Below are 13,195 nucleotides of genomic sequence, written 5' to 3'. Positions count from 1 at the left end.
CTCGTCCCGGTCCAGGGTCGTCACCGCAGCTTCACCTCGATCACCCGCCGAAGGCTACCCGGCCACCATCGGGGCCCCACCCCCCGGGGCACCCCCGCACCCATCACCTCGCCGATCTTGCAGTTTCTGTTGGTGAGATGGGCCGGAATGCCCCTTGTGTCGGAGCAGAAAGTGCAAGATCGGCGAGGTGGGGTGGGGCCCCGATGGTGGCCGGGTAGCCTTCGGCGGGTGATCGAGGTGAAGCTGCGGTGACGACCCTGGACCGGGACGAGAGCCACGTCCCCACGGTGCTGCGCGAGCCGGTCGCCGCAGGTCGGCCGCTGCCGCTGCGCGTGGCCGCGCCCATGGCCGTCGTCGCCGGGCTGGCCCTGCTGCTGGCGTTCCCTCCCTACGGGGTGTGGCCGCTCGCGCCCGTCGGCGTCGCGTTGCTGGCCGCCGCCGCGCACCGGCGACGGATGCGCGCCGGCGCGGGCCTGGGTTTCCTCACCGGGGTGGCGCTGTTCGCGCCGATGCTGGCCTGGACGAACCTGCACACCGGCTACCTGCCGTGGGTGCTGCTGTCCCTGCTGCAGGCCGGCTACGTGGCGCTGCTCGGCGCTGCCACCGCCTGGGTGTCCCCGCTGGCCGACCGTGGCCGCTGGGAGTGGCCGGCGCTGACCGGGCTGCTGTGGGTGGGGCAGGAGGCGCTGCGCGACCGCACCCCGTTCGGCGGGTTCCCGTGGGGGCGTCTCGCGTTCAGCCAGGACGACTCGCCGCTGCTGCGCCTGGCCGCCCTCGGCGGCGCGCCGCTGGTCACCTTCGCGGTGGCCCTCACCGGTGGTCTGCTCGTCGCCGCCGTCTGGCGGGGCTGGGCGGCCCACCACGAGGCCCGGCCCGAGTGGTGGCTGCCGGCTGCCGTACCGGCCGCTGTCGTCGTGGCGGTGGGCGCGGTGAGCCTGCTGGTGCCCGTCGCCGCGGCGGGCGGCGGCAACGCCGTCACCGTGGCGATCGTGCAGGGCAACGTGCCGCGCCTCGGCCTGGACTTCAACGCCCAACGGCAGGCCGTGCTGAACAACCACGTGGACGCCACCCTGGAGCTGGCCGCGCGGGTCGCCGCCGGCGCCGAACGGCAACCCGACCTGGTGGTGTGGCCGGAGAACTCCAGCGACATCGACCCGTTGCGCAACCCCACCGCCGGTGCCCGCATCTCCCAGGCCGCCGACGCGATCCGCGCGCCCATCCTGGTCGGCGCGGTGCTGCTCGGGCCCGGCCCCGGACAGGTCCGCAACGCGGGCATGCTGTGGCAGCCCGGCACCGGCGCCGACATGGCGCAGCTCTACGCGAAACGCCATCCGGTGCCGTTCGCCGAGTACGTGCCGCTGCGGGACATCGCGCGCCGGGTCAGCGACAAGGTCGACCTGATCCGCAGCGACTTCGTGGCCGGCAGCACCCCGGGCGTGGTACGCGCCGGCCCGGCGGTCCTCGGCGACGTGATCTGTTTCGAGGTCGCCTACGACGAGGTGGTCCGCGACACTGTCACCGGCGGCGCGCAGCTGCTGGTGGTGCAGACCAACAACGCCACCTTCAACGAGGCGGAGGCCCGCCAGCAGCTGGCCATGGTGCGACTGCGGGCCGTCGAGCACGGTCGGCCGGCGCTGATGGCCTCCACGGTCGGGGTGTCCGGGTTCGTCGCCCCCGACGGGCGGGTAAGCGATGCCACCGGGTTCAACACCCGGGAGGTCGTGGTGCGGCAGCTACGGCTCGACAGCGGGCGTACGCTCGCCACCCGCCTCGGCTGGTGGCCGGAGGTGGCCCTCGCCGGGCTGGCGGTGGCCGCCCTGGCCGGCGCGGGCGTGCTGCGCCGCCGCCAGCGGGTCGTGCCCGCATAGCAGCAGCCGGTACGCCGGCGGGAGCGGAGGAACCGTGATCCAGGCGACCGACACCATCCGGCGTCCGGACGAGGTGCCCGGCGTGGGCCGCGTCCTCGTGGTGATCCCCACCTACAACGAGGCCGACAACATCGCGGCGATCGTGGGTCGGGTCCGCCGGGCCGCCCCCGCCGTGCGGATCCTCATCGCCGACGACAACAGCCCCGACGGCACCGGCGCGATCGCCGACGCGCTCGCCGACGGCGACCCGCAGGTGCAGGTGCTGCACCGCCGGGGCAAGGAGGGCCTCGGCGCGGCGTACCTCGCGGGGTTCGGGTGGGCGCGTGAGCGCGGCTACCACGCGGTGGTGGAGATGGACGCGGACGGCTCGCACGCCCCGGAGGACCTGCCGGCGCTGCTGGACGCCGCCCGCGACGCCGACGTGGTGATCGGGTCGCGGTGGACCAGCGGTGCGCAGGTGGTGAACTGGCCGCTGCGGCGGCTGCTGCTGTCGCGCTGCGGCAACCTGTACGCGCGTCTCGCGCTGGGCATGCCCGTCTCGGACGCCACCGGCGGCTACCGGGTGTACCGGACCAGCGCCCTGGACGCCATCGACCTGGGGTCGGTGACCTCGCAGGGCTACTCGTTCCAGGTGGAGCTGTCGCGGCTGGCGCACCAGGCGGGGGTGCGGATCGTGGAGGTGCCGATCACGTTCGCCGAGCGGGAGCGCGGCGACAGCAAGATGAGCCCGCGCATCGTCGCCGAGGCGCTGTGGCGGATCACCACGTGGGGTGTGCGGGACCGGCGGCAGGCGGTACGTCGCAGCCTGAACGGCACCCCCACCGGTCAGGTGCGGTGGCCGTGAGCGCGGCCGTGTCATGCTGGATGTGCGGTTCGTGTCGTGCCGCGGGATGGCGATGAGGTGAGATGCGCCGAGGACTGAGGTTCGTGCCGCTGGCCCTGCTGCTGACGGTGGTGCTGGAGCTTGCGGTGTTCGTCGTCGTGGGCCGGGCGGTGGGGTTCGGCGCCGCGGTGCTGCTGGTGTTCGCCGCGTCCCTGCTTGGGCTGGTGCTGCTGCGCCGCGAGGGAATGCGCGCCTGGCGCGGGTTCCGCGCGGCCGCGCAGGCGGGGCAGCCACCGGGACGACAGGTGACCGACGGGCTCGTCGGGCTGGCGGGTGCGTTGCTGCTGGCGATACCCGGCCTGGTCAGCGGCCTGGTCGGGTTGTTGCTGATGGTGCCCCCGGTGCGCCGTCTGGCCCGCGCCGGGGTGCAACGCACCGCCGAGCGGCGGGTGTCGTCGATGGTCGCCGGTGACCTGTTCGGGCCGCGTACGGTCCGGGTGCGTCAGGGTGCCCCGCAGCCGACACCGCGTCCGCAACCGGAGCAGCCGGTGGTCGTCGACGGTGGCCGGGCGATCGAGGGTGAGATCGTCGAGCCGGGTCGCAACTGATCCACCCACACGACGGCGCCCCCGGGGTTTCCCGGGGGCGCCGTGTCGTGCGGGTGCGGCTCAGGCGCGGCCGCGGCGGGTGCGGACCTCCTGGAGCCGCTCGGCGAGGATGTCCTCGAGCTCGGCGATCGAGCGCCGCTCCAGCAGCATGTCCCAGTGGGTACGCGGCGGCTTGGCCTTCTTCTGCTCCGGCTCATTGCCGTCGACGAGTCGGGCGACGCTGCCGTCGAACTTGCATTCCCAGGTCGTCGGGACCTCGGCGTCGACGGCGAACGGCACCTCGAACTGGTGGCCCTTGGCGCACAGGTACTCGCGGGTCTGACGCGGCGCGAGCTCCGTGTTGCGGTCGGATTCGTAGCTGACCGCGCCCAGCCGGCTTCCGCGCAGCATACGCTCGCCCATGATCGACTCCCTCGTTCGTGGTGCTGGTCTTCTGGGTGTAACGGCGCGTTCCCGTCGCCCCATTCCCGCCCGAGGGCGTGAGGCGTCCACGGGCGGGCCGGAACCAAGGGTAGCCGGCCGGGACCGGGACGCCACGGCGGTGGCGTGTCGTGACTGCCACCGGGGATGTTAACGGCCCGGATGTGGTCAAGGTTGCGGCGGTGTCGCACCCGGGTCGGAAGCGTGCGGCGGTGTCGCACCCGGGTCGGCAGCGCCCGCCGCGGCGGGGGCGGCGGCGCCGAGGCGGGCCAGCGCCAGCGCCAGATCGCTGACCTGGTCACCGAGCTGCGCCACCCGCCGCTGGGCGACGTCCCGGTCGGCCTCGGCGGCGTCGAGTCGTACCGTCAGGGTGGCGAGCCGGCCCTCGGCGGTGGCCGCAGCCTGCCGGGCGGCGGTGAGGTCGGCGGTGAGAGCGTCGCGTTGCGTGGTCGCGGCGGTCACCTCCGCGCGCAGCCGGGCGGCCAGCTCGGCGGCCTCCTGCCGGGCGTCGTCGGCCTCGGCGGCGGCGACCTGGGCCCGGTCCCGGGCGCGTTCGGCCTGCTCCCGGGCCCGGGCGGAGTCCGCCGCCTCGGCGCGGGTGCGCGCGGCGTCGGCGCGGGCCTGGTCGATCTGACGCCGCACGTCCTGCGCCTCGGCCTGCCACCGCGCGGCCCGCTCGCCCGCCTCGGCGGCGTCCCGGCTGGCCCGCTCGGCGTCGGCGCGCGCCGCGTCCCGCTCGACGGTCAGGTCGGCCGCGCGCTGCCGTTCGGTGTCGCGTTCCGCCCGCAGGTCACGCACCTCGGCGCGGGCCTGGTCGCGGTCGCGTTCGGCCTGCGTGCGCAGCGCCTCGGCGGCGCTGACGTCGTGGCGGGCCTGGTCGCGGGCGGCCTCGGCCCGCTGGGCGCGCTCGTCGGCCGCGTCGGCGCGATCTGCGGCTGCCGCGGCGCGCCGCGCGGCGTCGTCGGCCTCGGCCCGGGCGGCGCGGGCCTGCTCGCGGGCGCGTGCCGCGTCGGCCGACGCGGTCTCGGCGTCGTCGCGGGCCTCGTCGCGTTCGGTCTGCGCGGCCGCGATCTCGGTGGCGGCCTCCGCGCGGACCTGCGCGAGCTGCCGCTGCACGCCCACCGGGGACAGTTCGGCGTGCAGGGCCTCGGTCAACGTCTCGACGACCTGGTCGAGGCGGTCCACCGCCTCCCACGTGCGGGCCACCTGCCCGGGCAGGCCGGGGGCGTTGCGGTGGCGCATCCGGCTGTTGCGCGAGGCGCGCTGGCAGGCGCCGTCGTTGTCGCGGCAGTAGCGAAAGGGCCGGCCCGCGCCGACACGCTGCGGCACCGGCCGTCCACAGTGGGCGCACGGGCGGGTCTCGGTGGGGGTGAGCGGGGCGTCCATCGAGGGCGAAGTCTAGTGCCGGCCGCTCAGGTCGCCGCCCGGGCCGTCGCGTCCAGGGTGTAGCGGCGCTGCAGCAGCAGCGCGGCGAGCATCGCCACCGCCGGCAGCAGCCCGAAGCCGTAGCGGACCGCCGCGAGCGCCGCGTCCGGCTGCGTCGGTGACTCACCGGCGCTCGACGCCACGAAACCACTCACTGCCAGGCAGAGGGCGTACGCGTAGGGGCCCAGGGCCGCGCCGGTGGCCTCGGTGGCCGTCCACACGCCGGTGTAGGTGCCCGCCCCGGTGGTGTCCCCGGCTGCGCGGATGACGTCGGGCAGCATCGAGAACGGCAGCAGTTGCATGCCGGCGAACGCGACCCCGAGCACCGCCACCGCGCCGACGAGCACCGGCAGGCCGGCGGGGCGGCCCACCGCCAGCACGAGCGACCCGACCGCGAACGCGCCCTGCGCGCCGAGCAGCGCCCGCTGCTTGCCGACGCGGCGGGCCAGCACCAGCCAGGCGGGCGTGACCAGCAGCGCCGGTGCGACGAACGCGGCCACCAGCACCGTGGTCATGCCGGGTGCGCGCAGCTCGTACTCCGCGTAGTAGGGCACCGCGGCCAGGACGAGGTGGGTGGTGGTGGACATGGCCAGGTACGCGGCGACCAGCCAGCGGAACTGCCCGTCGCGCAGGGCGGTGCGCAGCGCCCGCCACCCGCCGTGTCCCGGCGCGGTGGTGCTCGGCGCGGCGCCGCGCAGCCGGGCGATGCCGGCCACGCCGACGAGCATGGCGGCCAGCATCCCGATGGCCAGGACCACGCCCATGCGCTGGTAGCCGCCCCGGGTCGCGGCGTCGCCGCCGGTCAGCAGCGGGGCCAGCAGCCCGGAGGCCAGGATGCCGAGGGTCAGCACGACCATCCGGAACGCCATCAGCCGGGTGCGTTCGTCGTAGCCGATGCGAAGGTCGGCAGGTGTGGCCAGGTAGGGCACCTGGTAGGCGGCGAAGAGCAGGTTGCCGGCGACGAAGGCCACCGCCACCCACGCCGCGGCGGGCCCGCCGGTCAGGCCGCCGGGCACCGCGAACAGCGCCGCGAACGCGACCGGCAGGGCGCAGCCGAGCAGCAGCAGCCGTCGCCGGTCGCCCCGGCGGGCCCGCTCGACGTCGGCGCGATGCCCGACCCACGGGTGCAGCAGCACGTCGGCGATCTTCGGCAGCAGGAGCGCCAGACCGGCCAACCACGGCCCGACGGCCAGCATGTCGGTGAGGAAGTAGAGCAGCAGCAGGCCGGGCACGGTCACCCAGACACCCATGCCGAGCGACCCGGCGGCGAACCCGGCCAGGGGACCACGGGGCAGTGCCGCGTCGGTGGCGGCCGCGGGCCGCCGGTCGAGCCCGGTCATCGCCGCATCCTCTCGACAATCCAACAGTTGCTGGATTCTAGGGGCACAATGGCGGCCATGACCATGCCCCGACGCGGCCCGGGCCGGCCCCGGCGCGACGAGACCCGGCCGACCCGCGAGGTGGTGCTCACCGCCGCGACCGCGCTGTTCGCCGAGCGTGGCTTCGACGCCGTCGGGCTGCGGGAGGTCGCCGCCGCCGCCGGGGTCGACGTCGCCACGGTCGCCCACCACACGGGTACGAAGGCAGCCCTCTACGAGGCGTGTTTCGCGCGCGTGTTCGCCGTCGAGCGGCAGGTCCTCACCGAGGCCGCCGAGCGAGCCCGCGCAGCTCTCGACGCGGGCCCGGACGCGGCCCGACGGGCGTTGCACGACCTGGTCGACGTGTTCGTGGACTTCCTCCAGGACCACCCGGAGACCACCGCGCTGTGGCTGCGACGCTGGTTGGAGCCGCAGCGGCACGCCGAGTTGGACCAGCGCTACGCCGAGCCGCTCTACCGGCTGGTGGCGGAGCTGTTGACCGCCGCCGCGGCGGCCGGCGCGCTGGCCGAGCCGACCCCGCACATCACTGTGCGCAGCCTGGTCTGGGCCACCCACGGACACGTCGTGGCGTTGGCCGGGGGCGCGCCGGCCGCCCGGGAGCGCCGCGAGTTCCGGGCCTTCGTGCACCGCTTCCTGACCGCGCTGTACGGACCGACCGGCTCTTGACGGGCCGCCGCCGCCCAACGATTATCCATCGGACGTTGGATTATGTGGGGGCGACGATGCGGGCAGGACCCAGGGTTGCGGTGATCGGCGCCGGCGCGGCCGGCCTCGCCGCCGTCAAGGCACTGCGCGACGCCGACGTCGCCGTGGTCTGCTTCGAGGCCACCGACCAGGTCGGCGGCCTCTGGGTGTACGGGGCTCCGGACTCGCCCGCGTACCGGACGCTGCACCTGAACACCAGCCGTGGCCGTACCGAGTTCGCCGACCATCCGATGCCCGCCGACTGGCCCGACTACCCGGACCACACGCGGGTCGCCGGCTACCTGGCCGACTACGCCGACCGGTTCGGGCTGCGCGACGCGATCCGCCTGCGGCACACCGTCGAGCGGGTCACCCGGCGATCCGACGGCGGGTGGACTGTCGTCGCCACCGGGCCGGAGGGACCGGTCGAGGTCACCGTCGAGGCCGTCGTCGTCGCCAACGGTCACAACCGGGTGCCCCGGCTGCCCGACCCGCCGTACCCCGGCACCAGCACCGCCGAGCAGATCCACAGCCACGACTACCGTGGCCCCGAGCAGTTGGCCGGCCGACGCGTCCTGGTCGTCGGCGGCGGCAACTCGGCGATGGACATCGCGGTGGACGCCTCGTACGTCGCCGAGCGGACCCTGCTGTCGTTGCGCCGGGGCGTCTGGGTGGTGCCCAAGTACCTGCTGGGTCGCCCCTCGGACACCCTCAACGGCGCGCTGGCCCGCCGGCTTCCGTGGCGGCTGCGCCAACGCATCAGCCAGACGATGCTCGCCACCGCCGTCGGCAACCCCGCCAGCTACGGCCTGCCCGCGCCGACGCACGGCTTCCTGCAGGACCATCCGACGCTCTCGGACGGCCTGCTGTCCCGGCTGACCCACGGCGACGTCGAGGCCCGCCCCGGCGTCGCCGCCCTGGACGGCGACCGGGTCGAGTTCACCGACGGTCGCGCCGACCAGGTCGACCTCATCATCTGGTGCACCGGCTACCGGGTGGAGATCGGGTTCCTGCCGCCCGAGCTGCTGGGCGGCGGGGCCGACACCCTCGCGCTGTATCGGCACGTGTTCCACCCCGAGGCCCCCGGGCTGACGTTCGTGGGGCTGATGCAGTCCACCGGCTCGGCGTTCCCGCTGGTCGAGGCACAGGCCAAGCTGATCGCCGCGCAGCTCGCCGGCCGGTACGCCCTGCCCGACCAGGCGCGGCAGCGGGCCGCCTGCCGGGCCGAGCTACGGGCGGCGACGGCCCGCTGGGGTCACCGCCGCCCGGCGATGCGGGTGGACTTCGACGCGTACCTGACCGAGCTGACCCGGGAGCTGAACGCCGGAGCCCGGCGGTGACGAGCCTGACCGGTCGGCGGGTCCTCCTCACCGGGGCGAGCGGCACCTTCGGTCGGCACCTCGGCGTGGCGCTGCGCGCCGGTGGCGCCCGGGTGGTGGGGCTCGACCTGCACGCCCGCGACGACAACGAACTGCCGGTGCTCGGCTGTGACCTGACCGACACGGCGGCCGTCCCCGCCGCCGTGCGAGAGGCCGTCGCACGGCTCGGAGGGCTCGACCTGCTGATCAACAACGCCGGGGTGGGTGGTCCCGCCCCGGCCGAGCTGCCGCCCGACGAGGTGGTCCGCCAGCAGTTGGAGGTGAACCTGCTGGCCGCGTGGCGGACCACCGCCGCCGCGCTGCCGGCACTGGTCGCCGCACGCGGGCGGGTGATCTTCGTGGCGAGCCGGATGGCAGTGCTGCCGCTGCCCCTCGCCGCCGCGTACGGGGTCAGCAAGCGGGCCCTCGTCGCGTACGCCGACGCGCTGCGCCACGAGGTGGGCACCCACGTCGGGGTGAGTGTCGTCTACCCCAGCATGGTCGCCTCACCGATCCACGACAGCACCGCCGAGGCGGGCCTGTCCCTGCGAGGAGTGTCCCGCCCCGAGCCCGTCGAGGGTGTCGTCGCGGCGATCCTGCGCGCCGCCACCGCCCGACGGGCGCCCCGGGACGTGGCGACCACCCGACGCGGCCGGCTGGAGCTGGCCGTCGGCCGGCATGCGCCCGCGCTGGCCGACCGGCTGGTACGCCGTACCCTCGCCGCGCGCCTCGCCGCCGGTGACCTGGACGCCGCGCCGCTGGCCGCCGGGATGCTGCGCCGGCACCGTGACCCCGGCTGAGCGGGAATTGTCGACGGCCCGGCCGCGCTGATCCGTTACAGCACGTGTCGCCCGCCGGCGGCGGCGTCAGCGTGGTCAGGGAAGGTGCCGCAGCGTGACCGAGGCGTGGGACGCAGCCGTGGAGGCGCAGATCCGGGGGGCCGTGCAACGCGGCGAGTTCGACAACCTGGCCGGCATGGGCAAGCCGATCCCCGGGCGCGGCATGCCGTACGACGAGTCGTGGTGGATCAAGAGTTTCCTGGAGCGCGAGAAGCTGCCCAGCGACCTGCTGCTGCCCACTGCGCTGCAACTGCGCCGACGCGTCGAGCAGGTCCCCGACGAGGTCCGCGACCTGCCCACCGAGCAGTCCGTGCGGGCCTTCGTGGGGCAGCTCAACGGGCAGATCGTCGCCTGGCTGCGCAACCCCGACGGTCCCCGGGTGGCGGTCCGGCCGGTGAACGCCGACGAGGTGGTGCATCGCTGGCGCGCCGAACGGACGCGTCCCGAGGCCACCACCATCACCGAGCCGGGCACCGCCGTCGCCCCGGCGCGTCGAGCCCGCCGGAGTTGGTGGCTGCGCTGGCGTCGCCGGCGCTGACCTCGGCCCCACCGAACAGATCCGTACGGTCCCGAACACCTCGTGCCGGTTCCGTGCCCGGCGGCGTCGCTACGGTCGGGACCGGGTGACCTGACGGCAGGCACGGGATACGGGGGCGACGTGGGCGAGCGCGCCGCGACGTACGCCGAGGTGTTCGCGGTACGCGAGTACCGCCACCTGTTCGCCGCGTACGTGTTGTCCCTGGCCGGAGACCAGCTCACGGCCGTCACCGTGGCGTACCTCGTCTACCGGGGGACCGGATCGGCGGCGCTGGCTGCCGCCGCGTACGCCAGTTCCTACCTGGCCTGGCTCGTCGGGGGCCCGCTGCTGTCCGGATTCGCCGACCGGTTTCCCCGGCGGCGCGTCCTGATCGTCTGTGACCTCGCCCGCGCGGCCCTGGTCCCGGTGGCGGCGCTGCCGGCGCTTCCCGCGCCCGCCCTGGTGGCGATGCTCTTCGCGGTCAACCTGATGCGGCCGCCGTTCGTGGCCGCGCGGGCGGCGTTGCTGCCCGACGTGCTCGACGGCGACCGGTACGCGGTGGCCAACGGCGTGGACAACATCTGCGCCCAGGTCGTGCAGGTGGTCGGTTTCGCCGTCGGCGGGAGTCTGGTGGCGCTGCTGTCACTGCGCGGCGCGCTGCTGGTGGACGCCGCCACGTTCCTCGTCTCCGCCCTGCTGATCGCCCTCGGCGTACGGGCACGCCCGGCGCCCCGGACGCCGCCGAACCCTGCCCGCCGTGGTCGCGCGGACGGCCTGCGGCTGATCGTCGCCGACCCCCGGCTGCGCGCCTACGTGCTCGTCCTGTGGACGGCCAGCGCCTTCACCTACGCCGCCGAGGGGCTGATGGTTCCGCTGGCCCGGCAGTACGGCGGCGACGCCGCCACCGTGGGGCTGTTGCTGGCCGCCGCGCCGGCGGGCATGGCGCTCGGCGGAGTCGCCCTCACCCGGCTCTGCCCGCCGGCGGCCCGCCCACGGCTGATCCTGCCCCTGGCCGCGCTGTCCGCCGGTGTGCTCACGGCGGCGTGGACCGTCCCGCCGCTGTGGGTGGTGCTGGTGCTGTTGGCGCTGGCCGGGGCCGCGAGCGCCTTCGCCGTGCCGCTGAACGCCCTGTTCGGCCGGGCGGTGCCGGCGGTGTACCGGGGACGCGCGTTCGGGGTCGCCATCACCGGCCTCAGTGGCCTGCAGGGGACGGCGATGGTCCTGGCGGGTCTGGCCGCCGACCGTTGGCCGGCCACCACGGTGATCGGGTGCAGCGGAGCGTCGGGGGCGGTGGCGGTCCTCGCTCTCGGTCCACTGTGGCGGCGTGCCACCCGCTCAGGGCCGTTCGGGCACACCGTCGAACAGGGCCGAACGACTCCGAACGTCGAAAGCCCTACCGCCGAGGTGGGCGGTCGTCGACGCTGAGGTCGTCGGGCGAGTACGGGGTCGCCCTGAGGGGAGAGGAGAAGCGCATGCGCGGCGTTCGCAAGCGTGGCATCAGCTGGACCTGACCGAGACGGTGCACGCCGTCGGCAACCCTTTCGGGCACCGACGGCGTTTCCCAGGACAGGCGCGGGCGACGCGGTGCTCGACGGTCCCTCGGCCACCGCGTCGCCCGCCCGCCGTCACGATGGGTCAGTCCAGCGCGGCGCGCCAATTCCAGGACGTGCGCCGTTCCCGCCCCGGCAGCTCGCCCCGGCCGGTCATCCACAGCAGCACGTCGGGCGCGTCGCCGGGCGGGGCGTCCGGGAACAGTCGCCGCAGCACCAGCGCGCTCAGCCGTTGCGGCGGCTGCCACGGCACGCCGAGGCCGGTGGTGATGTCGTAGGTGTGCAGGACCGTCTCGGCAACCCCCATGGCCGCGAAGCCAGCCGGGTCGCAGGGACCGAAGTGCCAGGCCCGCGCCGTCGGTGCGGCGGCGTCGACGGCGACCGCGAGCAGCCCCGCGCAGGCACGTACCACCTCGAGCACCCGCGCAGGGTTCGTCGTGGGGCGGACCCGCAGGTCGTACGGGAGGTAGGCGTCCGTCGCGAGGCCGGTGACCTGACCGGCGTACGCGAGCAGGTCGTGCGCGACGTGCGCCGCGGTGGTCCAGCAGCTCCACGTCAACGTGCCGGCGGGTACCGACCAGTCGCGGTCGCGGTGCGGCGTGAGCACCCTGATCATCTCGTCGGCCGCGTCGCGCACGTCGGCGCTGGTCACCGGGGACAATGGTCGCTCCTTCGCTCAGCACCGTGACAGTCGATGCGTGCAAGAATCCATCCTCGCGCACGGGGAGGCGAACGGGATGTTGCCCAACCTGGTGGTGGACACGACGGTACTGCCGCCGCCGGAACGGTTCGAGTACTGGTACGCCCTGCTCGCCCAGGAGACGGCGCCCGTGCACATCACCAGCGCACGGCTGGACGACTTCGTCGCGTACGCCCAGGCCATCGACCTCGGCCGGATCCGGTTGGCCTCGCTGCGGTACCCGTCGCTGCACGCCGCCCGGCCCGCCGGACTGGTCCGCCGAACCGAGACGGACATCTACCAGCTCACGCTGCCACTGACGGGTCGCAGCGTCCTGGTCCAGGACCGCACCGAGACGACGCTCGTCGCCGCCAGGCACTTCACCCTGCTGGACACCGCGCGCCCGCACATCGCCCGGCACCTGGCGGACAGCCCCGGCCTCGCCACCACGATCACCGTGCAGATCCCCTACGCGGCGCTGCCGTTGCCGCCGGACCGACTCCATCGTCTGCTGGCCACGCCGATGCCGGCCCACCTCGGCGTCGGCGGACTGCTGGTCCAGCATCTACGCGGCATCGCGGCGCACCCGAGCAGTACGAGCCCAACCAGGCCGAGATGCTGGGCGGCGTGGCGCTGGACCTGCTCACCGCCACGCTCGCCCAACGCCTCGACATCGAGGGCATCCTGTCGCCGGAGACACGGCACACCGCCCTACGTGCCCGCGTCGTCGACTTCGTCGACCGTCACCTCGACAACGCCGAACTCAGCCCCCGTACCGTCGCCGCCGCCCACCACATCTCGCTGCGGTCGCTGCACCGCCTGTTCGAAGGCGAGGCGACCACGCCCGCCGAACTCATCCGGGCCAAGCGTCTGGAGCGGTGCCGACGGGATCTGTGCAACCCGCTGTACGCGCGGCAGCCGGTCCACCTCATCGCCGCCCGGTGGGGTTTCGCGGACAAGGCCCACTTCAGCCGCCTCTTTCGTGCTCGCTACGGTCGGTCGCCGCAGGCGTACCGGGCGGCCGTCGCAGCGGGGGAGTGACGAC

General features: G+C 74.9%; 13 protein-coding genes and 1 pseudogene. 10 read left to right on the top strand and 4 right to left on the bottom strand.

Going from position 1 to position 13,195, the window contains the following annotated elements; translation table 11 throughout:
* Nucleotides 1-287 precede the first annotated feature (287 nt).
* The 3 genes from lnt to ABZU91_RS24825 all read left to right on the top strand — a co-directional run bounded on the left by lnt (nucleotide 288) and on the right by ABZU91_RS24825 (nucleotide 3,299).
* Nucleotides 288-1,868 carry an apolipoprotein N-acyltransferase gene (gene lnt / locus ABZU91_RS24835; RefSeq protein WP_355244913.1) on the top strand — a complete coding sequence of 527 codons (1,581 nt, stop codon included), beginning with the start codon at nucleotides 288-290 and terminating at the stop codon, nucleotides 1,866-1,868.
* A gap of 34 nt (nucleotides 1,869-1,902) precedes the next feature.
* A complete protein-coding gene (locus ABZU91_RS24830) occupies nucleotides 1,903-2,712 on the top strand; it encodes a polyprenol monophosphomannose synthase (RefSeq protein WP_355244890.1) in 810 nt (269 codons plus the stop codon).
* Between the two features lie 62 nt (nucleotides 2,713-2,774).
* The gene (locus ABZU91_RS24825; protein ID WP_355244887.1) at nucleotides 2,775-3,299 is read left to right on the top strand and encodes an FxsA family protein; all 525 of its coding nucleotides are present in this window, start codon (nucleotides 2,775-2,777) and stop codon (nucleotides 3,297-3,299) included.
* A 60-nt stretch (nucleotides 3,300-3,359) separates the two neighbouring features.
* Here ABZU91_RS24825 and ABZU91_RS24820 read toward each other — a convergent pair whose 3' ends face one another.
* The 3 genes from ABZU91_RS24820 to ABZU91_RS24810 form a co-directional block, all read right to left on the bottom strand.
* Nucleotides 3,360-3,701, bottom strand: a complete 342-nt coding sequence (locus ABZU91_RS24820) for an RNA polymerase-binding protein RbpA (protein WP_007460094.1) — start codon at nucleotides 3,699-3,701, stop codon at nucleotides 3,360-3,362.
* Between the two features lie 186 nt (nucleotides 3,702-3,887).
* Complete coding sequence (locus ABZU91_RS24815) at nucleotides 3,888-5,105, bottom strand: hypothetical protein (protein WP_355244884.1); 1,218 nt, start codon at nucleotides 5,103-5,105, stop codon at nucleotides 3,888-3,890.
* Between the two features lie 26 nt (nucleotides 5,106-5,131).
* Nucleotides 5,132-6,484, bottom strand: a complete 1,353-nt coding sequence (locus ABZU91_RS24810; RefSeq protein WP_355244881.1) for an MFS transporter — start codon at nucleotides 6,482-6,484, stop codon at nucleotides 5,132-5,134.
* A 57-nt stretch (nucleotides 6,485-6,541) separates the two neighbouring features.
* Here ABZU91_RS24810 and ABZU91_RS24805 point away from each other — a divergent pair, with 57 nt between their 5' ends.
* The 5 genes from ABZU91_RS24805 to ABZU91_RS24785 all read left to right on the top strand — a co-directional run bounded on the left by ABZU91_RS24805 (nucleotide 6,542) and on the right by ABZU91_RS24785 (nucleotide 11,346).
* Nucleotides 6,542-7,189, top strand: coding sequence for a TetR/AcrR family transcriptional regulator (locus tag ABZU91_RS24805; RefSeq protein ID WP_355244878.1), 648 nt, complete (start codon nucleotides 6,542-6,544; stop codon nucleotides 7,187-7,189).
* A 56-nt stretch (nucleotides 7,190-7,245) separates the two neighbouring features.
* Nucleotides 7,246-8,547 carry an NAD(P)-binding domain-containing protein gene (locus ABZU91_RS24800; RefSeq protein WP_355244875.1) on the top strand — a complete coding sequence of 434 codons (1,302 nt, stop codon included), beginning with the start codon at nucleotides 7,246-7,248 and terminating at the stop codon, nucleotides 8,545-8,547.
* On the top strand, nucleotides 8,544-9,365 hold the full coding sequence (locus tag ABZU91_RS24795; protein WP_355244872.1) for an SDR family oxidoreductase: 822 nt from the start codon (nucleotides 8,544-8,546) through the stop codon (nucleotides 9,363-9,365). Before ABZU91_RS24800 ends, ABZU91_RS24795 begins: the two co-directional genes overlap by 4 nt.
* A gap of 94 nt (nucleotides 9,366-9,459) precedes the next feature.
* The gene (locus ABZU91_RS24790) at nucleotides 9,460-9,942 is read left to right on the top strand and encodes a DUF1992 domain-containing protein (protein WP_355244869.1); all 483 of its coding nucleotides are present in this window, start codon (nucleotides 9,460-9,462) and stop codon (nucleotides 9,940-9,942) included.
* A gap of 120 nt (nucleotides 9,943-10,062) precedes the next feature.
* Nucleotides 10,063-11,346, top strand: coding sequence for an MFS transporter (locus tag ABZU91_RS24785; RefSeq protein WP_355244866.1), 1,284 nt, complete (start codon nucleotides 10,063-10,065; stop codon nucleotides 11,344-11,346).
* Nucleotides 11,347-11,556: 210 nt separating this feature from the next.
* Here ABZU91_RS24785 and ABZU91_RS24780 read toward each other — a convergent pair whose 3' ends face one another.
* The gene (locus tag ABZU91_RS24780) at nucleotides 11,557-12,123 is read right to left on the bottom strand and encodes a maleylpyruvate isomerase N-terminal domain-containing protein (RefSeq protein WP_355244863.1); all 567 of its coding nucleotides are present in this window, start codon (nucleotides 12,121-12,123) and stop codon (nucleotides 11,557-11,559) included.
* Nucleotides 12,124-12,208: 85 nt separating this feature from the next.
* On the opposite strand from ABZU91_RS24780, the pseudogene ABZU91_RS24775 reads away from it, so the two are divergent.
* Together ABZU91_RS24775 and ABZU91_RS24770 are read left to right on the top strand one after the other, a co-directional pair.
* A pseudogene (locus tag ABZU91_RS24775) lies at nucleotides 12,209-12,751 on the top strand (AraC family transcriptional regulator); the annotation flags it as partial.
* A 14-nt stretch (nucleotides 12,752-12,765) separates the two neighbouring features.
* Complete coding sequence (locus ABZU91_RS24770) at nucleotides 12,766-13,191, top strand: helix-turn-helix domain-containing protein (protein WP_355244861.1); 426 nt, start codon at nucleotides 12,766-12,768, stop codon at nucleotides 13,189-13,191.
* Nucleotides 13,192-13,195 lie beyond the last annotated feature (4 nt).

This window comes from Micromonospora sp. NPDC005174, from assembly GCF_040608495.1.
GTDB lineage: Bacteria > Actinomycetota > Actinomycetes > Mycobacteriales > Micromonosporaceae > Micromonospora.
The sequence above is the reverse complement of the archived record's forward strand: the minus strand, read 5'-3'. Positions and strand labels throughout refer to the sequence as shown.